Here is a 25,925-nt window from a genome sequence, read left to right on the forward strand (position 1 = left end):
TGTGTCGCGAAGACCCGGAAGTCTCCGCAAGGAAAGACTGGGGCCGGGCTTACGTTCAGAATGGCCGATGCAGACTCGAACGGCATGCTTGAACACGGCGCTACACGATATCGGCTGAAATCTTCAAGGCAGGAAGAACATGAATGGCATTCCGCCGCCTTCCGGCTTGTTGCTTGCGCTGGCCTCGGGTCTTGCGGGTCTTGCAGGAGCAGCCTCCCTCTCCCTTCGTTCAAGTCTTGCGGACGGGGCCTGACGGACCTTGCGCTTCTCGCATTCATCGTCGCCATTCAGAAAGTAACCCGCAGCGCAGGCAATCTTGACACAACGATCGCCGTCGCGCTTTAGGCCGGATCCGCAAATCAAAGGACAAACCCGCGCCGCCTTGAGCTTGATCGCATCGAGCGCATCGGCGCTCGCGGTCTTGGTATCGAACTTGGTGCCGGCGCTTTGATTGAACAGCTCAAGCGAGCGCCGCGACGCCGCATCCCACTCCCCACTGGCCGATCCCGTGAGGCAGCCGACCCGGCGCAATTCGCTTTGCACCGATTTTGCCAGCTCAGCTGGCGAAGGTGGCGGCACGGGAGCCTGTGGATTGGGGAGCGCTGCCACTTTTGTGTCCGTGTTTGCCTTCGCCTCTTGCGGCTGCCCTGTTGCTGATGGTGCGGCGTTCTTCGCGGCAGGTGCCGTTTCAGCCGCGACACGCCTTTGTTCGGCTTGAGCAGCCTGATGCTGCGCGGTTTCCTTGGCGGCCTCGGCGGCGGCCCGAGCTTCCTGCGCTGCCTTCAGATCCGACGCCGCCTTGGCAAGTTGCATCTGTTGTGCGCCCTCGTTGACGAGCCGCGCCTGCTCCTGCTCGGCCTGACGCGCCTTTTCGGCCGCAGCAACACGCTTCTCCTCCGCATCGATTTTGGCGAGCTGAAGCTTTGCGAGACTTGCGTAGTAACCATCCGGATACTGGACGATGAAGAAGTTCAGTGCATCCTTGTTGCCAACCTGCAGCGCGAGCTCGTAGTCGCGCCGTATTTCGGATCGCAGCGTTGGCGATGGAGCAGCTTCCTTCGCGGCCTCCTTGGCTGGTTCTCCGGCTGGTTCCCTGGTTGGCCCCTTGGCTGTTTCCTTGGCGGGCACCAGCGGCACGTCGTCGCCGCCAAGCGTGCCGTAAACATAGGGCTCCTGCCGATTGCCCGTTGCTTTCATGACGTCATCGCGAACGAAGCCGAACACCCTGCGCAAATCCAGACCCGGAGTCCCGATATATTTGACCAATGCGGCAGCGTAGGGACTGTTCTTGCTGTTGCCGTCCGACGCTGTCGAGCCAGCCTTGGCGGCGAAGGCAACCAGAGTATTCGCCGTCGCCGGCTCAATTCGGGCAAGGCCCCGGCTGATGGACCGCGAGCCGACCGTCCGTTTCATCTTTTCGGAGAAAGGATTGTTGCGGCAAGCGTCGAGGATCACAAGTCGCAGCTGCCTTGCAGGTTCAATGGCCAGCATGACACGATCGAGCGAAAACGCCTCATCGTACACATCCGTATCGCGCTCAAGGGTGGCGTCGACCGGGATCAGGTAGTTCGTACCTTCGATCTCCATACCATGACCGGCGTAGTAGATAACGGCCACATCTGCGTCGCGAGCCTGATCGGCAAAATCGCGCAGCGTGCGCCGCATCTCGATCGCCTGAAGATCCCGGCGGGTTTGCACAACGTCAAAACCTGCGTTCTTTAGTGTCGCCTCGACAATCGCAGCGTCATTGACGGGATTCGAAAGTGGCGCCGCGTTTTTGTAGGCAGAATTGCCAATGACAAGTGCGACGCGATTCCCCGCCCATGCCGGCTGACAGAAGAAGAGCAGCAGCACAGGAAGAAGGAACAAGATTCGGCGCAAATTCACGAATCCGTGCAAACCCATGGCAGTACTACTGTTTAATCATGCGCTTTATCATTCGTGTCGCCACGACAGGTTCGGTTCAATGACAACTCGACGATCCGGAAGGTCCGCGGAATGTGGAACCGCATGGGACCGGTTGGTGTGGCCGCGCCCGGAGATGTGGCCAGCCAATTGACCTCTCCGGAGGCCTGGCGTCTAGTGAGGCAGATTTTGAGCGAGCGAGATCACTGCTGTGACTGACGCGAAGGTCGGCCAGGAGGGGACAGCCAGGAACCGGATCGCCGGCGGCGTCAATCCATGGCTGGACTGGACCTCCAGGGTGGCCATCGTGATCGTCTATGGCGGGTCTGCTCTCATTGGCGCCGCCAGCATCCATCGCCTTCCGTTGGGCAGCGTGGACAACTTGCTGATGATCGCAGCCAGCATTGCCAACGTCCTGTTCCTCGGACTCGTTGCACTGACAACCATGACTCGGCTGGTCCCGACAATGAAGTCGAAGGGCGTTGAGATGCGGGTCTCGGCCTTGCTGGGCGCATTTCCGACCGTCGCACTCGCTTTTCTTCCGAAGGCAGAGCTCGGCCCGATCTGGTCGGCTCTGTCCACGACGTTGATCCTGGTGGGGATCTCGCTTTCTATCGTGGTACTCCGCTGGTTGGGCAAATCCTTCAGCATTCTACCGGAGGCGAGGCGCCTTGTGACGGAAGGGCCTTATCGAGTCGTCCGGCATCCCCTCTACCTATGTGAGGGGATTGCGTTGGTCGGTGTCACACTTCAGGTCCTTTCACCACTTGCCGTGCTCATCGCCATCGTGGTTGCGATGATTCAGTGCCGACGAATGATCAACGAAGAGCGGATTCTAAGACTGGCCTTCCCTGAATATGACGTCTATGCCGCGGCAACGCCTTTTCTGATCCCTGCAGGTCTGATCCCCGCGAGACTCGGGCGGCGAGCTCATCAGGCCGGACCGGAGCTCTCGACCAAGGCGATCGATCCGCACGCCTGACACCGCTCTTCACGTCTCCTCGATGTGCGGCTCAGCGGAACTCGAGTTCGAACCAAGCCGGAGGCCTTGTGCCGCGCTGCCACGAGCAGCCCCCAGAAAAATAACCGTTTTATATCAATATCTTATTTTGTGATCGCGCCCTCAGCAGAGCACTGGCGGGCGCCTATCATCCACATGAATCGGCGGACAGCGCCCGGCGCAATATCTTCCATGCCTTTTGAACGCGTCCGCATTTCGCAACAACACATAGGAATGGATCGGGCTCGAGTTTGGTACTGTATGCAGATAGGCAGCCGCCGGTAGCGTACGAATTCCAAAAGTCATTTCTTATGCGGCCATCTTCGCGACGTCACCATTCTACGGGCATAGGTTGGGTGTTCGCCATGAGAGTGTACAGGCACCTTCGAGTTTTGCTTCTTCTCGCCGCTTCGCTGTTCCTGGCCTGTCAGCCAGCCTGGGCGACAAAGCGCGTGGCTTTGGTGGTCGGCAATGCCAACTATCAAAACGCCCCTCTGCTCCCAAACCCGGCCAACGACGCTGCGGCCATCACCGCAACCTTGAAGGGGGCAGGTTTCGATGTGGTTGACTCAAGACTTAACCTCGCCGCGACCGATATGCGGCGGGCCTTGAGAGAATTCGCCGATCAGGCCCGCAATGCCGACATAGCCCTGGTGTACTACGCTGGCCACGGTATCGAGATCGACGGGACAAACTATCTGATCCCGACCGACGCCAGACTCGAACGTGACACGGACATCTATGACGAAGCATTCTCGCTCGACCGCGTCCTGCTGGCGATTGAGCCTGCGAGGCAACTACGCGTGGTGATCGTCGACGCGTGCCGCAACAATCCGTTTGCCGACTCGATGAAACGTACAGTTGCCTCGCGATCGATCAGCCGCGGACTGGCCAGGGTCGAGCCCACCGTCTCCAACACGCTGATCGCGTTTGCCGCGAAAGCGGGACTGACCGCACTCGATGGCAACAGCCAGAATAGTCCGTACGCGACGGCTCTCGTGAAGTACATCGCAAAGCCGGGGCTCGACTTGCGAAGGGCTTTCGGCTTCGTCCGCGACGATGTCTTGCAAGCCACGGGCAACCGACAGGAGCCCTATGTCTACGGCTCGCTCGGCGGCGAAGACGTTGCGCTTGTTCCGGCTACCAAGGCCGAGGAGCCGGTACAGGCGGCCAACCCCCAGTCGGAAATTCGACGTGATTACGAATTGGCCTTGCAGCTCCGCAACAAGCCTGCTCTGAACGCGTTCCTGACCCAACATCCGGACGGATACTACTCAAATCTGGCCAAGCTGCAGCTCAATCAGCTCGACGCCGAGGACGCACGTGTCGCGGCCACGGCGAAAGCGCAGGAGGCCGAGCAGCAGCGAGCTCGCCTGATGTCCCAGGGCGCCCAGCGTGCCGACCAGGAGAAGGCGGCCGCGGAGCTGAAGGCTGCGGAAGAGGCCCGGATTGCGGCCGAGAAGACGAAGCAAGCGGCGCAGGAGCAAGCCGCCGAGGCGGAACGGAAACGTATTGCGTCCGAATCTACAATCGTCGCTGCACTCTCCGGGAATAAGCCGGCTGTTGAGAGTACCGTCGCGGATAACCCAGCGGCCGCTACGCCCGCTGAGGACAGCAAGACGCCCAAGCTTGCCGCGCTGAGCGACGAGCCGCGCCAGACCGATATCGCAAAGGCCGATCTCTCCAAGTCCGTAGATATCGCCAAGTCTGTACAAGGCGAATTGAGCCGCGTCGGCTGCTTCACCGGCGCCGTCAATGGCCAATGGAATGCGGCCTCACAGCGCTCGTTGGCTCTCTTCAACCAGCACGCGGGAACCAAATTCGACGCCAAGCTCGCAAGTCTCGACGCGCTTGACGCAATCAAGCTCAAGCCGTCCCGGGTCTGTCCCCTGATCTGTGATCATGGCTACAAGGCCGACGGTGACCAGTGCAGCAGGATCACCTGTGCCGAGGGTTCGTTCCTCAACGACGACAATGAATGCGAGAAGCGACGCGGGAAGAAACCGGTCGCAAAGCGCAACACGGACGAGCGTCCGTCACGTGCGGATCGTTCGGCCCGCGAGAGGCCGGCGCCGGCAGCCGACGTTCCGCGGCGACAAGCAACTGCGAGGTCCGGCGGCGGCGGTGGTCAGGTCGTTTGCGATCAATCTCTGTGCCGTCAGGTCCGTAGTGGCTGCCACCTCGAATACCGTGGCGGCGGCGGCCCCGGGGGCAACGTGGGTAATGTCGAGTCCTGCAACTAGCAACGCGCAAGGCTGCCACGGCGTCATGGAAGGCCAGGAGGCCGCGCGGATCTTGGTGTCGAGAAGGTGTGACGGGCGGCAGAGCTTAACACTGGGTCATCCAGGTCCGTGCCTGGATTGGCCGAAGCGGAGCGACCTGCGTGGTTGCGTGTGAGCTTGAGCAAAAGGACGCCAACGCCTTTCCCGGGGTGACGCTCTTCACGAAGCGGCAGGCCCCCGGCATGAAGCCGACGGCGGTTTATCTTCCGCCAAAGCACCCAACAGCTGCCACCAAGTTCGATGTCGTGATCTGGCTTCACGGCTTCTATGTCAAAAACCATGAATTCCTCTTCCACAGCGATCCAGCGCGGCTGCGCGAACAGGTCCGGGATTCCGGCAAGGACGTAGTGCTTATCGCGCCGTTCCTGGGCTACGAATATGCCGTTGGCGACACCTTTGCCGGAAACTACAGCGTGTCTGACCTGGCAACCGCGAACTGGGGCGAACGCTATCTCGAGGAGATCCTTGGAGCTCTTGCCAGGTTCCTGGGTCTCTCCTCGACGTCCATTCCTCAGCTCCAGATCGGCAAGCTCATCATCGCATGCCACTCCGGCGGTGGTAACGGCATGCGCAACCTCGTCGGGAGCCTTGGAAAGTATCAGGGCAAGCTGACGGCCTGTTGGGGATTTGACTGCCTCTACGGTGCCAATGCGCGGCCCGATGATGCGACCTTCTGGTACCAATGGTTGTCCGGACAGAGCGGCCGGGCGCTCGAGATCGTGTATGGTCCATCAACTCTGCCGCAATCGGTGAAGCTGGACCTGATCGGGCGTGGGCTGGCGACGACCGATGGCAATCAAACTCAGCCTCAGCGCCCTGCCCTCAAGAACCTCAGCGTAAGCTTGGGTCATTACGATCTATTCCCGGCATTTGGCCAGATGGTCAGGGTCAACGATCTTGACCCGGCTTTCGTGGATCGCTTCATGATACCGCAGGTCGCGGACCAGCCGCGGCATAAGCCAGCGCCGCAGCGCGGGGAATTCCTCCAGCACGCAATTTCCAACGTTCGCAGCGCTTTTCCCTTTCCAAAGGACATTCATTACATGATCGCCCGGGGTGGCTTCTTCAGCCGACTGAGCAAGCTATAACCCAAGCTTCACAGGGCTCACTTGATGGAATAGGATTTGACGTCGAACGACCAATTGTTCGTCACCAGCTTTCCGCTGCTGTTGTCCGGCACGCGCAGCTCGCTGGTCCAGGCCGATAGATAGCTCAATGCGTCGGCCTGACCTTCCAGCTTGCGGGGCATGTCCGGCAAATCGAGCAACTGCACGCGTCGCTCGCTCAGGATGGCGATCATCACTGCGGACCCTGTTGGCGGTGCGACGACGTATTCAAAACCACGCTGTCGCGCCGCCGGGGCAGGAACAACAAATTCGACACCCGGCTTGACGAGATTGATGTCGCGTTCGTTCGACTGCGCCAATAGCTCGGGGGTCGGAAAGATCTGGGACATCCGCCCTTCCGCGTCGACGTCGACCAAAATGAGATATCCAGTCTTCCTGGCTGTAACGCCGAACGAGACCTTGCCGCCGACGTTGACGGTCTGGCTCGGCAGGATCTGAAGGGACACACTCGCGGTATTGGTCTGCCCGCGCACCGCTTGTACCGGCCAAAGCCAACGTGCGTACGTCGTGCCGACATGCAACGACGCCGTCGGCAATGGTGCTGCGGGCGCAGCTCCGCTACCCGCCAGTAGCAGCAGGAATGCGAGCCATGGTCGCGCCTGGCGGATCGGCCGAGATGACGGCATGGCCTGCTCCCCTAAGAGTCAGGGGGCACTGAAGAAGCCGATCGAGGCGATTCGCGCGTCTGCGGGCAAGTAACGCTCGAGACTCTTGATCACTTGCCCCGAGGCGCGACGCCGGTTGAACTGCATTAGGGCTGTCTCAAGATCTACCATGCGTTGCTGCGAGGTCACCGCAACGATCTGTTCCGCACCGAACGGCTCGCCGACCCTGAGCGGTAAGCGCAAACTCGCCGATCGGGCCAGCGCCGCATCAGAACCCACCGGATACAACAATTGGATGGTGCCATCGCCAGACACATTGAACAGCAGCACCGCCCTTGACGCCACATCAGACAGGTCAACTTCGACAGTCTGGCCAGCACGCTGTTGGCGATCGTCTGGCCAGATGCGCATGATCTGCGGCGACCGGGTCGCAATGCGTTTCAGTTCACGAATTGCCGCTGTCCGATCGACTACCGTCGGCAAGTTCGCAACGTCGATCCCGTAGGCGACCACGTCGCCCCACGCGATCACGTCGTGCGACACGGGATCCCAGATCAGGTCGGGATTGTCCGTCGGTTGAACCGCCTGCACGGGAACATCCTTTGGCTTCACGCTTGCAAAATAGCTTGTCTTGCCGTCGAGCGCCGCCAGCCGGATTGGTGCAGCGAGGCGGAGAGGCCCCGGCGCGTCGCCGGTCGGAAGTTCCTTGGTCGCCGCCGCGGCAAGGGTCGGAGTGGTTGGTGCCTTGGCCGTGACAGCCGGTGGCGCGGGCGCCTGTCCCTCGACGGCCCCCCCGGATCCGGCCGGACCAGAGGCAGCTCTCGCGGCCGGCCCCTGAATCAGCACGACACCGCGCGTCAATTCGAAGGCGACGTCGGTATCCGGCGTCTGAGGCGGCGATGATATGGTCACGATGTTCTGGCGCTGGTCCGAGAGCTGATAGACCACCTGTCGAACATTGCTGAAGAGCTCCTTGAGCGTCACCTTCCCATCGTGATTGATGTCTGCGCTCCCCTCCACCGCCCGCGCGACCGCATAGCTGAGAGCCCCGCGCAAGCCATCGATGCCAGGGATGCGGACTTCCGGCGCCTTGGTGTAGCGGTCCACCGCAGCCAGGAACGCCGTGTGGTCAAGATCGAGTTCTGACTTCGGATCGTTGCTGTCCGACACCGGCTTCAGTTCGTCGACCAGCAACGTGTAACGCGGGACCTGCCGGAAGCTCATCTCAGCGGCACGCGGATCGATATCGCGCACCATACCGCCACCGTGGCAGGTATCAGCCACGAAGATCACCCTCGCCCCGCGCAGCTCGAACTGCCGGATGAAATGGTTGAACTCACTGCCCAGAACACGTTCAACCGACCCGGTTGGCGTGGTTTCAAAGCCTGGCAGCAAGAACACGTTTTCCATTCCGTCCGGCTCCGAGCCCTTGACGCGCTCCGGCTCCTGGGTGCCATGACCGGCGATCGACAGAAAGATGAGGTCGTTGTTCTTGGTCCGCTCCACCAGTGCACTGATCTCGCGCAGGACGCTTGCCCTGTCGGCCTGGGCGTTCGTCAGTACGACGACGTCGCCAACCCCCATGTTTTTCAAGCTGGTCACGATGTCAGTGGCGTCAGCGACCGCGCCCTTCAATTTCCGCACGTGCTGATAGTCATCGATCCCGATCACGAGCGCGCGCACCGCCGCCCCGTCCGGATTGCTGATCGACAGTCCTCCTGCCGCATATGCGTGAGGGGTTATCAGCCCGATCAACGCAGCGAGCCCGATGGTGGCGCATAGCTGCCTGATCCCGCAATAAAATCCTCTGGGCATCCGCATCGTGATCCACCTCGACATCATGCCTACCCATTTTGTAGCTCTGGCGACACACCGGGTTCAGCGCCTTTTGCTTGCCGTTTTGCGGCCCGCCGGCGATTGTTCGGTCTCCTGATAGGCGCTCGCTGAAACTGCCGTCTGATCGTCCGCGAAGGCTCGAAAGCGGACCGGAACGTAGCCGCGCGAAAGCAGGCTCGCCAACGGGTAGACGTTGCGGCAGACGCGGCCGTTGCAGCCGCCGGTCGAGGATTCCATCACCTCGGCCTTGCGATCAGGCGTGAACCGCAGGAACAACATCACGTGCGAGCCCGGCTTGTTCAGCGCATCGCCCGGCCTCAGGTCCCAGGGATTTGCCACGGGGGCTGCGATCGCGGGGATAGCGGCAGTCGTGTAGTGGACGGACAGCCCCCACGCGGCGCTGACGAAGGCCGAACAGTCGACGCCAGCCACATCCGGCCGTGGCGCATTGCGAGTGCACACATTGCCAGCCAGCGTTCCGCTCTCGATCCGCTGCCGGAAGTTCGCGAGCGAACCGTGGCAGCCCCAGCAATAGGGTACGCCGCGGACCTCCTGATTCACCTTTCCCTGCAGATACCACGGCCGACGAACACGGCTGAAGCCGCTGCATTGGCTGTCGGGATCGTTGCCGTAATTCGCCTGCGTCAGCTTCCACTGGATGCCCTCGAACGCAAACGCTGTCTCGATCGCCTGCTGGCGATTGGACGGTCTCACGGCGGCCGACGCGTCAAATTTGACGCCGGATTGCGGTGCCGGCGCGGCTGCCGTTCGCGACGGCCGCACGTCGATAATCGAAGCGTTGGTCAGAGGCCTGAAGCCCACGCCGACCACTTCAATACCGTCCGGTTTGGTCCGCAGGAAATAGACATCGCCATCGCCCGAAACCGTTACGAATCGCCGGGTCAGCGGCGTGTTTTCCAAAGGAAGCTCATAGATTCCTTCGAGACGGCCGTTCGCGGCATAGCGTGCGACGAACGTAGAGGCATTCTTTCCCGATGGCGGGACGTCCTCCGCCAACACATAGAAGCGGTCACTGTTGTCAATCTCGAGAAACTCTACCGTGCCGAGCTGGTTGCGCACCCGCAGGCCGAGCTGGCCGATCGTCTCGTTGGTGACCATGGTCTGGATTTCGACCCGTACGCTGGCATTGCCCTTGTCCGGAATGATGTCGGCGATCACCGAGCCCTTGCTTCGAGTAGCAACATATTGCCGGTCGGGCTGCCGCGTCGTCTTGATGATGGCCGCGCGGGTGTTCTGGTCGAGCAGGTCGGTCGCGCTGCCTGGCGCCTGTGATCCCATCTGGGCAAAAGCGGAGACGGCGACCTGGTCGTCCGTGCCGCGGCTCGAGACCTCTTCAAGCTGGATCACATCACCACCGAGGCCGCGCGTGGATTGCCCCGGCGCCGCCTTCAGCGTCCGTACGCCGCCGTCCCAAACCATGATGTCGTCGTTGTGGACGACGAGATCCGTCGGCTGGACGTCTTTCGGCATATTGAGGACGTCAGGATCCGAGCTCGGCTGTTTCGGATCAAATTGGAGGATGCGACCGTTGATCTGATCGAGCACAAACAGGTTGCCCTGCCCATCGGCGCTGAGTGCTTGCGGTCCCGCGAGTTCCACGTCCTCGCTGGCCGGGACGATGCCGACCATGGAAGCAGCCGAACCGCCGGCAAAGCTGCGTACAACGGTATCGTCGGCGTACGCCTTGGTTCCAAGAATGCCAGCGCCAACAATGAAGACCCAGATCCAATGATTTGGACGAAGCATGTTCGCCTCAATGTACCCCGAACCGATCGCCGCGTCGGATCGACTAATCCGAGATGCCGTTGATGCGGCGCGTCAATTAGTGGTGAGCAATCTCAATCACGTTCAATCTATCACTGGACGGTGATAGTCCGAATGTCTTCAGCTTGCGGTGCAAAACATGGCCCGGAATAGATTTGAGCAGGTGAGCGAAGTCCAGCCCGACGCGATCACGCTTGTCCTGAAACGCGACAATGACGGCATCTCCGGATCGATCGTGCTGCCGGCCGCCGCGAGCGGGGGACGGCTGACCACCGACCAGGTCAGCGCGCAGTTGCCGGCTCAGGATGCTTTTCGCGGCGCGATCCGGCTGGCAAACGACGTAAAGCTCGCGCTCGTAGTGTGCGATCCAGACGGGGTCTGGAAGTCCGAGTGGGGCGATCTTTATCAGCCGATCGATTGACCCGCATCGGATGGAACCAGCATATGCTGCGACGCCGCATCGAGACTAGCTTGTCGAACGGACCCTCCCCCCGACCATCGTTCCGGATACGGGCCTTGATGGTCGCGCTGCTGGTTGCGACGGGCTGGCCGGCACGCGCCAACGACTCGGCTGCGGAATTGTCGATCGGCGGGCTCCAGTTCGTGCGCACCAATGACGTGGCCATGGAGAGCGAGAACCTTCGTATCGCGCTCGACAGGATTAGCGTTCGCTACCAATTCGCCAACGTCACCGCCAGGCCGGTCACGCTTACCGTTGCCTTTCCGCTGCCCGACATCGACCTGTCGGAGGCTGAGAACATCGCACTGCCGTCAAATGATCCGATCAACTTCGTCGACTTCGAGACCAAGGTCGATGGCAGCCCGGCGCCGCTGACCGTCGATCAGCGCGCCATGGTCGGCAACAGGGATGTCGGTGCCCTGCTCCGCGAACTCAAGTTGCCGCTGCTGCCGATTGGTAGCCGCGAGATCCGGGTGAACGACCTGCCCGAGGCGACCCGGGCCCGGCTCGTGGACGACGGACTTCTGATACCTGCGGGAAAGAGCGACAACGGCCGGCAGCAATATGCGCCGGGTTGGGTTATCAAGACCTCGGCCGTGCGCCAGCAGGTGTTTCCGCCCATGCGCACCGTCTTGGTCGAACACCAGTACCGGCCGAGCGTCGGCTCCAGTCCCGACACCATCCTGCGCTCGAGCCTCCGCCGCAGCGGCGCACTCGCTCAGGAAGTCGCCCGTTACCGGAAAGAGTACTGCGTCCAGGATACGTTCCTCGCCGAACTCGACAAGCGCGCGGGCAGTAACCAAACCAACAGCGCGAAGCTGCAGGAGCGGCGCATTTCGTATGTGCTCAAGACCGGCGCGAATTGGGCCGGGCCGATCCGCTCGTTCAAACTGACTATCGACCCAGGCGGCAGCGACCGCTTGGTGAGCTTCTGTCCCGGGCGGCTAAAGGCATCGTCTGCTACTGGAAACATGCTTGAATATACAGCAAGCGACTTCAAGCCGGATGCCGACCTGAAAATCCTGGTGATCGGAACATTCTGAGCGTGCCGGTCAATTGGTGAGCAGCACGTAGCGCGCGGCCGCGATGACGGTCACCTTGTTGCGCTGAGCCTCGCTTAGCGCCTGCAGAAAGAACGTGTCGGCAGCCATCGGTCGCGGCTGGCGCAATGAGTCCAGAACCTGCGGAACCGCCACGACCAACAGCAATTGCGGACCGCTCGCGCGCGCTGTCGGGAGCGTAAACGAAAGTGAGTCGATGCCCGGCTTCAGAAGGTAGGAGAGGCTCTGGACTTCGCCGCGATCTGACACCATGAGCAGCTCGACCACGCGGTTGGCAAAGTTCTCAATGGTCCCATTGAGGGTTTCGCCGCCCTTCAGCTCTGTCGCTGACAGGGTGATGCGTGGCATTCGCGCCTGATCGCTCCCGACCTGACTCAAGAACTTGACGGCAGGGCATTGCGCCTGGGTCACTTGCCTGACGCCGACCGAAGCTTCGAAACCCTGCTCACGCCGAAACGCTTTGTCGAAGGTGTCGAATGGGGCGGTCGAGGCACCGAACCCTTCGATGACAGCCGCATTTGGGCTCACAGCAATCGGCAAGACAAAGAAGCAGTCACCGCCAGAATATTGGGCCACGTATTTGCGGATGCGCTCAGCTCGCCCCGGCCCATCGAGCGCCGGAGACGGCGTTGCCGTCGGCTGCGCGGACAACTTCTCTGTCTCTTGGCGTCCGGGCTGTGGTCCAGCGGGCTCGACCTTCGGCGGCACCATTGTTCCAGCGAGTTTCGGAGGTGGCGGCAAAACCGCTGTGCCGGGCGCTGACCAGACCAGCTTGTAGAAGGCATATCCGCCACCGCCGACCAGCAGCAACAATGCCGCCACGCCCGCCCCCAGCCAGAGGCCGCGCGCGCTCCGCGCGGTCGACGGCATCCTGTCCTGCGACGCCGGCGCCGCGCTTTCCGGCCGCCGTAGCGGATCGAAGCCATATAACGGCGCGGCCGGTGTCTGGGCCGAACCGGTTGGCGTCCAGTTGGCGACCTCCCCCATGGTCGGGCGCAATGCCGGATCAGGCTGCAGCATCCGCTCCAGCAAAGGCCGGATTCGCATATCCACCGCACCGAGATCGGGCATACGCCGTCGCTTCTCCACCAGTTGAAACTGGCTGCCGCCCATGTCGAGTTTCTGCCCGGTCAGCGCATGGAACAGCACAAGACCGAAGCTGTAGACATCGGATTTCGCAGTCACGTCATTGCCGTACAACCCAACCTGTTCCGGCGATGCGTAATTGTCCTTGCCGGCGAAGCCCGAGCCGATGATGGTCTTGTCACCCATCTGGGTCGACCGCGCGATGCCGAAGTCGATGATCTTGGCCCGCCTGACGTCGTCGAGCGGAACGATGATGTTGTCCGGAGAAACGTCACGATGGATGATGCCGTGCTCATGGGCGGCCTCCAGTCCCGATGCGACGCGCTGCATCAGCCTGATCAGCGCCTCGAAGGCCAACGGCCCATCATCGAGCATGTTAGAGAGCGAGCGGCCATTCACGAATTCCATCGCGAGATAAGGTCGCTGCAGCACCGGCTCCACGGTAAACAGGAAGTAGCGAACGATCGCGTCATGCGGAAGATTGTGGAGTGCCGCGGCCTCTCGACGGAACAGCGCGAGCGCCGCCTCGTTGTCAACCATGTCGGGCAGCAGCATTTTCACCGCAACAGGCGATCCAGTCTGGATCTCACGGCATTTGTACACCTCACCCATGCCGCCCGCGCCGATCACCGCTTCGATCTCGTAAATGCCGTTGAGACGCGTGCCGGGCGGCACGCCGTGATAGGACGATCGGAACGGATCGTTCGGGGTCATGGTTGCGGCTCCCGATTGAGCGGAGATCTTGTCGGCTCCTGAGATCGTGGCGTCAGCAGTCGCACGATCACAATCGTCACGTTGTCGAGCCCGCCACGATCAAGAGCCAGCGCGAGCATGTCATCGCAAGCCGCCTGGGCGCGTCGCGTAGCCGCGTGCTGCAGGATCTCGTCGTCCTGCACGTGCCTGGTCAGGCCATCGCTGCAGATCACGAAGATATCCTCCGGCTCGGCCGGGCCTGTCACCACCTCAAATTCCGGATCATCGGCGACACCGACGGCACGAGTAATGGCATTGCTCGGCCAATCATTCACGTCTTCGCGCGAAAGCGCACCTTCGGCGATCAGTTCCTCCAGTTCGCTGTGATCATGCGACACTTGGCTAATTGCGCCACGACTGATCAGGTAGACCCGGCTGTCACCCGCCCATATGCAGGCATAGTAGCTATCGCGAACGAGCAGAACCGCCGCTGTGGTCCCGACGGTGGCCCCCTGTCGTTCATGACTTAGCGCCAGTATCTGCTGGTTTGCGCTGAACAGCCGTTCCTCGCATTCCGCCAGCAGGTCTGCGGCTGATTCTGGCGTGCCGATCGCGTCAAGCGACTGCACGACAATGCGACTGGCGAGATCGCCGGCCTCGTGACCACCCATACCGTCGGCGACCGCCCAAAGGCCGACGTCGGTTCGTACCAAACATGAATCCTCGTTCCGCTCCCGCACCCGTCCGGCATGGGTGACGCTACCAACATCGAACAAGGATGGAATATGCACCATCGCGTGTCATCCATTCCCGGATGCCGCGTGGCCGAGATCACCGGTCAGCAGCGTGATGTAGTGAAACGGATCTGGTAATCCGCGGCAACTCAGCGCCATTGGCGGAAAGCCTTCCCCTCCGGCGGTCCACCAGAAGCTGGCCGCGGCGTAGACCTGTGGGTTGGCGGCGCAAAGTGCTGCAAACGACCCCGCGAAGGCGTCGACCGCCGAAGCCCTTCCCATTGTCGCACTACCAAGCGACGTGATCGCCGGACCGCCGGCGATGGTCTCCTGCAGTCGTGGCACCGCAAGCTGATCCAATGCATCGGAGATCTGCTCGAAGGTTGCCGCCCGATCCAGGGTCGAAAGCATGAACGCCTCCACTTGCCCGAACCATTCGTCCTGCGGATCAATGCTCGGCGGCGGCAGCGAGACGGCCTCGCCGGTCACCGCATGCAGGGTCAAGGGATAGTATCGCCCCACCCCGTCGAGCGAGGGCATGATCGCACCCGCCACTGTCGTGCCGCAGATCGCGGCGCCGAGCCAAAACCGCCAGACCGGAGCGGTCAGAAAGGCCTGCTGCCATCCTGGGCCAAGCTGGTGGCGACTTGCTGACAGCGCGGCCTGTACCCACGGCTCCCAGGCTTCCAGGAAGCTGCGCGGGGTCGCGATCGCGATGAAATCGCGCTTGGCGCCGATCTTGCCGAATAGCCCGCAACGCATGGTCATATCCCGGTCGGGCAACGAAACTCGCGCAGCACTGACAGATTCAGCGGGTTGCGCAACGACCCAGTCGAAATTTGATAGTTGAGCTCGCGCCCCGCGACGATGAAAGTCGCGCTGGCCGTTTCCGCTTTCACAACCAATGAGCCCGCCTCTAGCATCCGAAATAACGACCAGGGACCAATGCGCTCGAGCACGGATGGCGCGCCGGTGTCGTTACTAACTGAAATTGCCGTTCGCGGCGCTGGGCCCGGCCATAGGACGGTCGTTGGCGAGTTGCTCTGAGGCGGTGGTGGTGGCGGTGGCGTCGGTTGCGGACCGCCGAACAAGGACGACGTGGCCGGTCCGGGAATGGTTGGGCTCGCAATCGTGGTGCCGCCGATCTCGGTCTTAACGGTCACGCCTGGCCCCGGTGCCCCAGGAGGCCGGATCGCGAAAGAAACGGCGGGCACACCGCCGCCCGTCTGGAAGAACGCATCCCGGATATAAGCCGCATTCTGGAATTGTTTGAGCGTGTCGGGCGAGAACGACCGACCAACGGGGCTCTCCTTGCGCCAAGCCCAGTCCGACCGCGACGTGTCGGCATAAGGTGCCAGGTACTGGGTGAAGAACTTGTCCATAACGCCGTTCGGACTGAACAATTTGGCAAAATCCGCCAGCGGGACTTCCTGGCCGCTGCTGCGGACAAACGGGTAGCGGTTGGTCACGGTCTGTTGGCAGACCGGCGTGACCTGATCGCGCAACGTTTGCAGGATTTGCCCAGCGGTTGAAGCCGCGATGCTGCCTTCGAACTCCGCGGCTGCAGCGCGCAGCATGTCGGAGAATGGCGGCGGCATGCGCGAGGCATTGTTGCGGAGCGCTGCGACCTGGGTCTGAAGCGCAGCCGTGGCCTGTGCTGTCAGTTGGGGATTCTCGATGATCAACGTCAGGTTCTGCGCGATGTCGTTCAGGTTCGCGACGGTCGAGTCGATCGGCCGGCGGGTGCTCTCGCCTTCGAGCGCCGCGTGGTAAGGTTTGAACTGTGCCTCGATCGTCGCGCCAGGCGGTCCATCCTGGGCATTCGTGAAGAGTGCCGGCGCCGGTGCGGCAGCTGGCGCCGAAGCGTTCGCCGGCTTCGCCCGTTCCTTGGTCAGCACCGTCTCATCGCGCACCGATTCCAGAATTTGCCGCATCGGCGAGGTCGGCGCCGAAAGCGCCCGCAGCACCTCGTATTTCGGCTTGTCGGCGAGCAGCTTCTTCAGGCGCAGGCTCCCGAGCGCCGTTCGCCAGGTCGTCACGAAATCGTTGGAATAGATGTTGAGCAGATCGCCGGCCAGATTGTCGTACTGCTGGTCGATGGCCGACTGCTGGCCTGCATCACCCAAAACCCATCGCTCCCGCTTCATCCGCTCAGACAATCCGGACAGCCGGGCGACGAACTTCTGATGGAAGCCGTTATACGTGAAGAACTCAGGTACCCGCACCGCGTCCAAAGGCTGCCCCGTCGTGGTTTCGAACACGACACCCATGTCGGGTCCGCCATGGCGGCTAGCGATCCAGTCGCCAGCGGTCGATGCGCGAGCCTCCGATTTCAGAAACTCGTAGGCACGTTGCGACACGCTCAGGCGCGCCAAGGAGCTCTGGGCCTGCTTGATCAACCGGCCGTCGAGTTCGACCAGCGGCTGCTGCTCGGTCTCGAGGTCGAACATTGCCACGAGGTTCTCGTCGAGCAGACGCCGCCCTTCCGCGTTGGTGGCGCCAGGATAGAGGTTGTCCGCCCAGTCACGTTGCATCCAGGAGCGGATCAGCTCGCGGTCCGGCGACTGCAGGCCGCCGACCATCAGATAGACCTTGAGCGCCTCGTAGACGAAGGCAGGTTCGTTGATGCGCGCATTGAGCTGCTCCTCGAGGCGATACAGCAGGCGCGGCCGGAACATGCGCTCAAGCGCCGTATGATAGGCCGCCTTCGAGGGCGACAGCAGCCGGGCGTGCTGACTGAGCCCGTAGCGAGCCGACAGAGGCACCGACTCGCCGCGCGATCCGTAGCCTGCCGGGGCGTTGCGCAGCCGGTAGAGCAGCGGCAGCACCTTGTCGAGATCATGATCGGCAATCAGCGTCTGCTTGATAAGTGGTGCGCCGGCGGCCGCATACTCGCTATCCGCCTGCAGGCTTTGCTCGATCAAATCGGAGTTCCGCTTGTAGCTCATCAGCCAGGCTGCGATCAGTCCGATCGAGACCAGGCCGATCAATGACAGGGCCGCGGTTTTCAGGATCAGCGCGCGGCGCACCGCGGCACGGTCGGTCGAGACCCAGTCGGCCTCGCCGATGATGACCTTGGAAATCAGATCGGCGAGGAAGAAGCTCTTGCCCGTGCCCGAATAGGATCCGGAACCGACCTCCTCAGCGCCGAACGTACGTGCCAGCGACCCGATCAATTGGTCGATCGGCGTGCCCTGCTGCGTACCCGAGGTGAAGTAGAAACCGCGCAGGTTCGCGTTCACGTGATAGCGCGTCGGCTCGAAGATCTGGTTGAGGAAGTCGTGGATCTGGGGCTTGAGCCGCGCCATCTGTGCCGGAAAGCCGAACAATTGCACGCGGTGCTGGGGCGTCGGCTCGTCCTGCAGACGGTCGAGCGTCTCCTCGCTCAGGCGCTCCAGCAGACGGTCGAACTCGACCGGGATCTGCCCCACCAGATTCTGGGTCTTGTCTGCGGTCTGGAACGTGGCACCCCAGACCTGGCGGCGGCCGGCCTCGCCGAGATAGGCGAAATACTCGGTGAAGCCGGCAACGAGATCGGCTTTGGTAAATAGCGCGTAGACCGGGAAGCTGACCTTGAGCCTCTGATGCAACTCGAGCAGGCGCATCCTAATGGCATCGGCGTGAAGTGCGAGTTCCTGCTTCGGCAGCGTCAGGATGTCTTCGATACTGATGGCGACAAGGACGCCGTTGATCGGCTGGCGCGACCGGCTTTTCTTCAGGATGTCCAGGAACGCCAGCCAGCTATCCTTGTCGGCCTTGCTGTTGGAGTCCTGGGTCGTGTAGCGGCCGGCGGTATCGATCAGCACCGCCTCCTCGGTGAACCACCAATCGCAGTAGCGCGTACCGCCGACCCCCGCGATCGCTGCGGGCGTCGCCCCGCGCGCGAGCGGAAATTTGAGCCCGGAATTGACCAGCGCCGTGGTCTTGCCGGCTCCGGGCGGACCGATGATGACGTACCACGGCAGATCGTAGAGATAGCCCGACTTGTTGCCGCTGGCGGTCTTCAGCGTCGCGAGCGCATCCTTCATGCGCTCCTTGAGCACCGGTTCATCGCTGACGGGCTGGTCCGCACCAGCGATGCCATCGGCAATCTCCTTGGCACTCTTGCGCCGCTTGAACAGATTGAGGCCAACAATGCCTGCCACGACCGTGGTGAGCAGCAGAATAGCGATCTGCCGGACGATATGGTTCTCCAGCGGCCGCCAGTCGCCGAACGCGATGAAGGGACCGGCGAGATAGATCACCGCTCCGAGCGAGCTGAGCCCTACTCCGTAGAGAACGATGCGAAGAATGTCCTTGGCAAGCATCTAACCGTACCTGTCGCAAACCACCTGACCCGGCGGTATCTGCCTATTCGCTGCGTTCGATAAAGATCTCGACGCGCCGGTTCTTGGCGCGTCCCTCGGGTGTCGTGTTGCTACCGATTGGCGCATCTGCTCCTTTGCCCTCGACGTCGACGCGCGAACCATCGGTCAAGCCAGGCTTCAGTGCCGCGGCAACCGCCTTGGCGCGCTCGACCGACAACTCGAAATTTGTCGGGAAGCGGACTGTGCGGATCGGCGAACTGTCGGTATGGCCAACGACCCGGATCCGTCCCGGCTCCTTGTCGAGGGTTGCCGCGACGCGGAGTGCGATCGGCTTGAAGCCGTCGAGGATGGTCGCCTGGCCCGACGCGAACAACGCCAGGTCGCAGACCCTGATCACGATGAAGCTCGGGGTCTGGTCCGCCGTCATGGCACAGGCGGTGTTCTCCTTCGCGAGCGCGTTGCGGATGCGTTGCAACTGGGTGATGCGATCCGGTGGCGGCGGAGGTGGCGGCGGCGGCGGCGGTGCAACGATCTGGCGCTTGAGCTCGATCGGGCCGGCCGGATGGAGCGCGAGCGCCACCTCGGCAGCATTCTCTGCCCGGCCAGCGAGGAGCGTCCGCAGGACGAAGTAGGACCCGGTCAGCAGCGCGGCCACGACAGCCGCGACGAGCCAGACCGGAACGCGCAGACGCTGCCGGCGCCCCGCCAGCGCTTGCCCGCGCCAGTTGGGCGACAGGTCGCTCATCGTCTTCGGCCGGACCCGGCGCAGCAATTCATAGAGGTTACGCTGGATCAGCTGCAGGTTCGCAAGTCCGCCCCCTGACGTCCGGTGAATGCCCTGAAAACCAAGCGCAAGGCAGGCGTGCTGAAGTTCGAGGACCGGATAGTTGACCAGTGGATCAACCTTCAAATGGTCGAGAATCTCAAAGAAACGGACGCCGCCGACACGCTCGCCGAAGAACCGGCTCAGCATCGAATATTGCGTCCAGACGTGGCGCTCCTCGGTCGGGATGTGCTGCACGATATCGTCGGCAGTGGCACACAGGATGTATTTCGCTGTGTTGGCCTGATGCTCGGATATGCCCGCGGAACGGATGTCCTTCTCGAAGAACTTGATCGCGTCTGCAACCTGCTCCATCAAACTCGCGAATGACGCGCGCATGAGCGCCACCCGCAACCGACCAAGCAGCTGCAGCAACGGGCCCGCAGCGCGCATCACTGGATTGGCATTTGGCGCGACGAGATCGTCGACGCGCAACGGCGGTCCCGGCGGTAGCATGGGCTGCTGCGCCTGGGCTGGCGCGGGTGTCGATATCCATTCCTCAGCGGGATGGCTGGCCGGCGCGGAGGCGTAGTTCGAGCCCTGCGGGACAGGAGAAAATGATGACGGTGGCGCCGGCGCGCCGGGAGAGGGTACCGGTGATGGCGAATAGCCTGGACGTGCCGCAGGGCCCTCGCCCGGCGGAGGCTGAGAGGTCGGCGCCGGCGGCAACTTCCCGCCGGGGTTGGGACGGATGATCGTCCGTTCGCCCCGACCGAAAGGATTGACCGGCTTGTCCCTGTCGCTCATGGCCTGTCTTCCAGGATGGCCCAAAGATACAGCTCAAGCTCCGGCCAGTCGCCGGAGAAATGCATTCCGATCGAGGCCGCCGTGCTGAACTCGGGCCACAGCGGCGACTTGCGGTCGAGATAGAAATAGACGTGATCCGTGATGGCCCGGATGTGCGGCGGCGGCGTCGGCAAATGCGCCAAGGTCAGGCCCGGCAGGTTTGCGTGCACGATCTCGTTCATCTTGGTGTTCGGCCCGACCTTGAACAGGTGCGGGAAATCGTTCTGGATCTCCACGAGCGGCCGCCGTGCGGCAACCTCCAGCACCAGGGTCGCGTTTCGGAATAGCGCGCGATCGCGGATCGGCGACACGAACGCATTCTGTGCGCGCTCGATGATCTCCAGGCGGATTGCCCGCCGGCCCAATCGCGCGCTCAAGAAGTCCTGGATGTCGCTCACCAAGGGTGTGAAGACGTTCTCGAGATCGTCGTGATCGTAAGCCGGATAGTTGCGCGCCCGCCGTTCCGCCGTAGAAAATGTCGCAAGTTCGCCCGCGAATCTCAGCAATTCCTCGTACAGGCGCTCGGGGTGCACGCTGCCGGAGCGCTGGAAATGAGTCAGGACGGGAATGGTACGGTTCAGCACTTGCAGGACCAGATAGTCGACACTCTGCAACCCACCGCCGGATGACGGATCGACCGCGTAACGCGCCAGCTCGTCGAGTTTCGTCTCAACCCAGCCGATGATGCGGTTGAGCCAGCCATCGATGATCGGATGCGCGGCGCAGATCAGCATCGGCGGCACGAATTTATCGTCGAACAGGATGTTCTTGTCGCGCACCTCGAGAATGCGCGCGATGCCGAGGCCCATGTATCCGGGCTTGCTGCTCTTGCGCAGTTCGAACGACAAGCGCGGATAAGCGATGTCGATCTCTTCCTCGATGCGTAGCGCAGAGGTCGAGTCAATGAAGGTTTCCGAACTACGAACATAACGACTGGCGCTGTCGGTGCGATCCTCGTCGACCTCGCGGGTGTTTGGCGCCGCGACCGGCATCATCAGCCAGACGACCTGGCCTGCCGCCGTCTCCGGCACATCGATCGCTTCGGGAATTTGGCTGTCCGCAGGGATATCGAACGGCGTACCGTCCGGCATGACGCCGGACGCATTGCGCACCGCGAACTTGCTCTGTTCGGTAAGATCCTTGTCGATCTCCAGCTGGGCAAAGCCCCACGGGTATGGTGTCGTGTAGCGAACGCGCTTTTCCAGCAAGTGTTCGATGTAGCGGTCGTTCTGCTGCAGATGATGCGGCCGCAGAAACAGACCTTCCGACCAGAAAACTTTGCTGTACCAAGACATTCCTACATCCACTTAGAAATTGTCGGCAGCCGCGTGGTCGCCGATAGTTTACTTTGAACCGGGCCTGTCACCGCGGTCGTAATAGTTCGAGAAATGCAACATAAAGGTTTCGATCGGCGCGCTGTTGTCGCGGCCGAGATGCGCCTTCCACCGCGTCAAGAACTCGTCCCAGAGTTTGCCCTTGTTCGTGCCGAGCCAGGAGCTTGCGCCACGCTGAAGCTCGAGCTCGCGGGCCATCAGCGTCGGATCTATGCCCGCAATCAGTTCATGGACAGCGTGCTGCATCGCCATATAGGTCTTCAACTGATGTGACTTGAGATCACTGAAGCCCTGCGCAAAGGCGCGCTGTGTGTCGAGGTAGCTGCGCGTCGGCGGCCCAAAGAGAATGCGCATCGCTTCTTCCGAGGTCGGCGAGAACTTCAGCGGATTATTTTCGAGGGCTTGGACGGTGGTTTGGCTAGTGCTACGGGTCAGCTGCTTGGCTTGGGTCCGCGCCTGCAGCAGCGCCATCAGATTATCCACGGTCATACGCAAGATGACGCCAAGCTGTTCGGCGAGTTCGGCATCGGACTTGCTGGCAAAGAAATTGTCCGGCAATCCTGCAGCGCGCGCCACCAGTCGCGCGAACTCGGGACCGCCGACTGGCTTGGCCGTGACAGGTCCCTCGTCTGCCGCTTGCGCCGGGCGCGATGGCGATGCTGGCGGCTGGGCAGCGGCTGGTTCATCATCAATCCATACCGACGGCCGGCGTGGGGTCGGCATGATGGGCGGGCGCTCGACTTGCGGTTTCGGCGCGTTGGCTGGACCGGCTGCCCAGTTCATGTCGTCGTCCTGCTCGGACGGTTGGTACGGAGACGCCGGCTGTGACCGTCGGAATGGGTCTACACCAGGTGCCGGGACGCTCGCCGCCCAATCCAGGAACCCCGGATTGACGGGCCGCGCAGCCTCGCGTGGCTTCTTCAGCAGTTGCGGATCGATCGGCGGCGGAATGTCACGATCGGCTGTCCAAAGCTCTCCGTAGTCGGCATGCTGCTGGACCGAGGGTTCGCGCAGTTGCGCCTCGTGGTTTGGGCTGCCCCCGCCAGCCTCATTCTCCAGCGAAACTCCGATGATGTAGTGGCCGATCGTGAGTCGGTCACCGTCGCGCAAGCGGTGCGGCCCCCGCATGCGCTGGTCGGCACCATTGAGAAAGGTGCCGTTGGTCGAAACGTCGTGCAGCCAATAGCCACCGTCGCGAAAGTGCACCTCGCAATGCTTTCCGGAAATCGTCCGCGCCGGATCCGGCAGCGTCCAGTCGAGGTGACGGTCCCGGCCAATATCGACTGAACGCCTGCCGGTGACCGTAAACGACACAGGTCCGCCATCCGGAAGGTTCGGTTCGTTCTCGATATTAAAGCGAAGCACCATCACATCGTCTCGTTAGCGCGGAGGGCGCGGTTCGCCGCGTGCCAATTGAATACCATCCTCTAGGCATGACGTCATTATCCGGTCCCGGGCGTCACGGGGGAGCCGGCAGAGGCCGATCAGCAGTGCTGCACGCACCGCCCGCGCGGCCTGATCTGGCTTAGCTTCCACGGGCGCAAATTCCGGGGGAACCACGCTTCCGCCGGACCAGCCGGCCGCCAGCGCCAGCCATGTCGCCGGCTGCTCGGGATCATTGGCATTGCCGACAGCCAGCGCCTTGTTCCGGGACTGCTCGTCCGGTTGCCGGACCCAGGTCTCCACAATATTGAGCGACCTGGTATCGCTGGCGTCGAAATGGTCGAACATCAGTCGCAGAGAGCGACATCCCCAGGCAACTGCTACGCGCCTGGGAAGCAGATAGGCACAGTAAGACACGGCCGGGTGCCAATTCCGCGCATCGGCGGCCTCCTGAAGGAAGTCCAGCGAAGGCTTGTCAGCGTCGGCTTTGCCGACATCATAACGCGCCAAGGGATAGGCCTGAAACAGATCCTGAACCGTACCGAACCGAACTTGTCCCATGACCGTCAACCAACAAGGGTTGGAGTACCGTGGGCGACCAGCGGACCACCGGCAGCAAGCGCCATGCCGGCCTGCGCCGTCATGGCGATCGTCGGCGCGTTGATGACGATGCCCGCCGGGGTCAGGATGATCTGACTAGGACCCACCTGTAGGGTGATGTTCGCATTGGCCATGAGCGTGATGCTGAGGCCTGCATTGACAGACTGGTCCATGGCCAAAGTGATGTGCTGACCACCCAACTGGATATCGAGCTTATCATTGCCGTTCTTGAGCGTGGTGTTGCGCGTGTCGCCGCCAAATGCAGCTTCGCCGATGGTACGTGTCTCGGTGTCGCGGACCGTTACGTCGTGGTCCTTCTCGGCATGCACCGTGATCTTCTCGGATCCCTTCTTGTCCTCGAAGCTCCACTCGTTGAAGCCGCCGCCACCTTTGGTGGAGTCCGACTTCAATCCCCCGATCGTCTTCTTCGACGGCAGATCGTAGGGCAGCTTGTATTCGTCGTTGTACACGGTGCCGATCACCAGGGGCCGGTCCGGATCCCCCTCCAGGAATTCGATAACGACTTCCTGTCCGACGCGCGGGATGATCTGACCGCCCCAGCGCTTGCCAGACCAAACCTGAGCCACGCGCAACCGGCACGACCGCTTCTTCTTCCGATCCCAGAAAAAGCGGACATAGATTTCGCCCAGGGACTCGACGTCGATTTCCTCGCTCGAATTATCGTCTTTGGTCACCACCTTGGCCGTCTGGATGCCGTTGATTCTTGGCTTCGGCGTCATCATCAGCGCTCGAAACGGCCGATCGCTAGGCAAGAACTCGTAGCTGCCGAAATAGACGTGTTGCCCTGCGTCGCTCGGACCGCCGGTGCGATAGGATTCGATCGAGAACGAGTGCACAGCTCGCACCACGAGGTATTCGACGTTCTGCGAGTCCTTGGAGTGCTTTTCGAGCTTCGTCAGCCCGCCAGGGAACAGGTTGACGGCGTCGCCATTGCCGCGGCGACGCCGATCCATCGCTTGCTCTGCCTGGAGCTGGATCTTCGCGTAGCGCTCCCCGTCGGATTTCTCCTTGAACTTCCCGGGATAGTCGTAAAACTCCATCTCCGACCGAGTGTAATGCTCGGAGCCCTTGGCGTCGCTGATCATCTGAGCGTTGGGCTTCTGATAGTTGTAATCGTTGAGTTCGATCTTGCCGGTACGAAATCGCCGCTCCGATACCCATTCATAGATGTGCTGCTCGCCTCGCCGGTCGGCACCCGCCAGCGGGATGTAGGGAATCGTAGCAAGACCATTGATCGGACTGTGCGACGATTTGGAGTCCGCCAACACCAGCGTGTGCTTGCCGCCCTCATGCTTGAAGAAGTAGTAGATGCCGTGCTGCTCCATCAGCCGGCACACGAAGTTCATGTCGGTCTCGCGGTACTGAACGCAATATTCGAGCTTCGGACAAGAACCCTCTTCGGTGAGTTTGGATTCATAGTCGGTGAAGCCGCGTTCGTTGAAGACCTCTTTGATGATGTCGGGCGCCTTCTTGTCCTGAAAGATCCGGCAATCGGTGGTTCGCGACAACAGCCATAACCAGGGCCTCAGCACGATCCGGTAGCTGAAATAGTCGTTCTTCACCCCGAGCCACTGGGCCTCCGTCAGAATGCCGCTGAACTCGCGCTCCTTTTCATGCAGCTTTATGGTCAGCGTGCACTGCTGGCCGATAGCGCGGTCGAAGTCGAGGTCGGCATCCTCACTGAGACACTCGATGCGATACTCGAACAGTTCGCTGAGACCTTCCGAGCCTTCGAATCCGGCAAAAACCAAAACGTCCTTGCCAAGAGGCGTCTTGAGTTCGCAGAGGCGGGTATCCTGAGTAAGCTGGCCCATGTGGGCTTAAACTCCCTCCTTCGATCGAATGACCCGCTGCAAAAAAGCTGATCAGACGTTATGCAAGAACGACGGAAATCCTGCGTGCCGCCGGCTGTGCCGGCAAGCCCGCCCCAGGGCTGGGCTTCCTGACGTTCCACAACGGCCGCCAAAGATCTACCCCGGGCCATCAAGTAGTCGGCTCCAAGAGCTTGCCGGTTCACGCGAAAATGGCATGATCTTCGGGAATGAACCAAGGTCGGCAGGCATCTGACCCATAGGTATAGATTCCGGATCATGCGCC

At 61.8% G+C, this 25,925-nt stretch carries 18 protein-coding genes; 5 read left to right on the forward strand and 13 right to left on the reverse strand.

What is annotated here, in order from left to right; all coding sequences use genetic code 11:
* Positions 1-123: 123 nt before the first annotated feature.
* Positions 124-1,905: a caspase family protein gene (locus AC0L3X_RS19310; protein ID WP_231142828.1), complete on the reverse strand. Its 1,782-nt coding sequence runs from the start codon at positions 1,903-1,905 to the stop codon at positions 124-126.
* A 211-nt stretch (positions 1,906-2,116) separates the two neighbouring features.
* Here AC0L3X_RS19310 and AC0L3X_RS19315 point away from each other — a divergent pair, with 211 nt between their 5' ends.
* The 3 genes from AC0L3X_RS19315 to AC0L3X_RS19325 all read left to right on the forward strand — a co-directional run bounded on the left by AC0L3X_RS19315 (position 2,117) and on the right by AC0L3X_RS19325 (position 6,275).
* Positions 2,117-2,887 carry a methyltransferase family protein gene (locus AC0L3X_RS19315; RefSeq protein ID WP_063981829.1) on the forward strand — a complete coding sequence of 257 codons (771 nt, stop codon included), beginning with the start codon at positions 2,117-2,119 and terminating at the stop codon, positions 2,885-2,887.
* 383 nt (positions 2,888-3,270) lie between these two features.
* Complete coding sequence (locus AC0L3X_RS19320) at positions 3,271-5,148, forward strand: caspase family protein (protein WP_231142830.1); 1,878 nt, start codon at positions 3,271-3,273, stop codon at positions 5,146-5,148.
* A 140-nt stretch (positions 5,149-5,288) separates the two neighbouring features.
* Positions 5,289-6,275 (forward strand): alpha/beta hydrolase family protein, encoded by a 987-nt coding sequence (locus tag AC0L3X_RS19325; RefSeq protein ID WP_063981828.1) that lies wholly within the window; start codon positions 5,289-5,291, stop codon positions 6,273-6,275.
* A gap of 17 nt (positions 6,276-6,292) precedes the next feature.
* Here the strand turns inward: AC0L3X_RS19325 and AC0L3X_RS19330 are convergent, their stop codons facing one another.
* Genes AC0L3X_RS19330 through AC0L3X_RS19340 form a run of 3 tightly spaced genes read right to left on the reverse strand, consistent with a single transcriptional unit; the run spans position 6,293 to position 10,522 of the window.
* Entirely contained in the window at positions 6,293-6,940 is a 648-nt protein-coding gene (locus tag AC0L3X_RS19330; RefSeq protein WP_063981827.1) for a DUF4384 domain-containing protein, read from the reverse strand.
* 18 nt (positions 6,941-6,958) lie between these two features.
* Complete coding sequence (locus AC0L3X_RS19335) at positions 6,959-8,740, reverse strand: caspase family protein (protein WP_063981826.1); 1,782 nt, start codon at positions 8,738-8,740, stop codon at positions 6,959-6,961.
* A gap of 57 nt (positions 8,741-8,797) precedes the next feature.
* The gene (locus AC0L3X_RS19340) at positions 8,798-10,522 is read right to left on the reverse strand and encodes an NHL repeat-containing protein (RefSeq protein ID WP_063981825.1); all 1,725 of its coding nucleotides are present in this window, start codon (positions 10,520-10,522) and stop codon (positions 8,798-8,800) included.
* 157 nt (positions 10,523-10,679) lie between these two features.
* Between AC0L3X_RS19340 and AC0L3X_RS19345 the strand changes: the two genes are divergently transcribed.
* Positions 10,680-10,961 carry a hypothetical protein gene (locus AC0L3X_RS19345; protein ID WP_028156828.1) on the forward strand — a complete coding sequence of 94 codons (282 nt, stop codon included), beginning with the start codon at positions 10,680-10,682 and terminating at the stop codon, positions 10,959-10,961.
* A gap of 98 nt (positions 10,962-11,059) precedes the next feature.
* Positions 11,060-12,043, forward strand: a complete 984-nt coding sequence (locus tag AC0L3X_RS19350; protein WP_063981824.1) for a DUF4424 domain-containing protein — start codon at positions 11,060-11,062, stop codon at positions 12,041-12,043.
* Positions 12,044-12,052: 9 nt separating this feature from the next.
* Here AC0L3X_RS19350 and AC0L3X_RS19355 read toward each other — a convergent pair whose 3' ends face one another.
* The 9 genes from AC0L3X_RS19355 to AC0L3X_RS19395 are packed head-to-tail and all read right to left on the reverse strand — an operon-like array spanning position 12,053 to position 25,642.
* Positions 12,053-13,861, reverse strand: coding sequence for a serine/threonine-protein kinase (locus AC0L3X_RS19355; RefSeq protein ID WP_063981823.1), 1,809 nt, complete (start codon positions 13,859-13,861; stop codon positions 12,053-12,055).
* Positions 13,858-14,634: a PP2C family protein-serine/threonine phosphatase gene (locus tag AC0L3X_RS19360; protein ID WP_473316701.1), complete on the reverse strand. Its 777-nt coding sequence runs from the start codon at positions 14,632-14,634 to the stop codon at positions 13,858-13,860. The genes AC0L3X_RS19355 and AC0L3X_RS19360 overlap by 4 nt, the downstream gene beginning before the upstream one ends.
* 6 nt (positions 14,635-14,640) lie before the next feature.
* Positions 14,641-15,342, reverse strand: a complete 702-nt coding sequence (tagF, locus tag AC0L3X_RS19365) for a type VI secretion system-associated protein TagF (protein WP_063981822.1) — start codon at positions 15,340-15,342, stop codon at positions 14,641-14,643.
* A complete protein-coding gene (gene tssM, locus AC0L3X_RS19370) occupies positions 15,339-18,881 on the reverse strand; it encodes a type VI secretion system membrane subunit TssM (RefSeq protein WP_063981821.1) in 3,543 nt (1,180 codons plus the stop codon). The genes tagF and tssM overlap by 4 nt, the downstream gene beginning before the upstream one ends.
* A gap of 43 nt (positions 18,882-18,924) precedes the next feature.
* Positions 18,925-20,451 (reverse strand): type VI secretion system protein TssL, long form, encoded by a 1,527-nt coding sequence (gene tssL, locus AC0L3X_RS19375; RefSeq protein WP_063981820.1) that lies wholly within the window; start codon positions 20,449-20,451, stop codon positions 18,925-18,927.
* The gene (tssK, locus tag AC0L3X_RS19380) at positions 20,448-21,785 is read right to left on the reverse strand and encodes a type VI secretion system baseplate subunit TssK (RefSeq protein ID WP_014493496.1); all 1,338 of its coding nucleotides are present in this window, start codon (positions 21,783-21,785) and stop codon (positions 20,448-20,450) included. The genes tssL and tssK overlap by 4 nt, the downstream gene beginning before the upstream one ends.
* A 48-nt stretch (positions 21,786-21,833) precedes the next feature.
* The gene (tagH, locus tag AC0L3X_RS19385) at positions 21,834-23,192 is read right to left on the reverse strand and encodes a type VI secretion system-associated FHA domain protein TagH (protein WP_473316702.1); all 1,359 of its coding nucleotides are present in this window, start codon (positions 23,190-23,192) and stop codon (positions 21,834-21,836) included.
* Positions 23,193-23,204: 12 nt separating this feature from the next.
* Entirely contained in the window at positions 23,205-23,768 is a 564-nt protein-coding gene (locus AC0L3X_RS19390; protein WP_063981818.1) for a DUF6931 family protein, read from the reverse strand.
* Positions 23,769-23,773: 5 nt separating this feature from the next.
* Positions 23,774-25,642 (reverse strand): type VI secretion system Vgr family protein, encoded by a 1,869-nt coding sequence (locus tag AC0L3X_RS19395; RefSeq protein WP_063981817.1) that lies wholly within the window; start codon positions 25,640-25,642, stop codon positions 23,774-23,776.
* Positions 25,643-25,925: the final 283 nt, after the last annotated feature.

It is taken from the genome of Bradyrhizobium sp. MI1.7 (genome assembly GCF_055811795.1).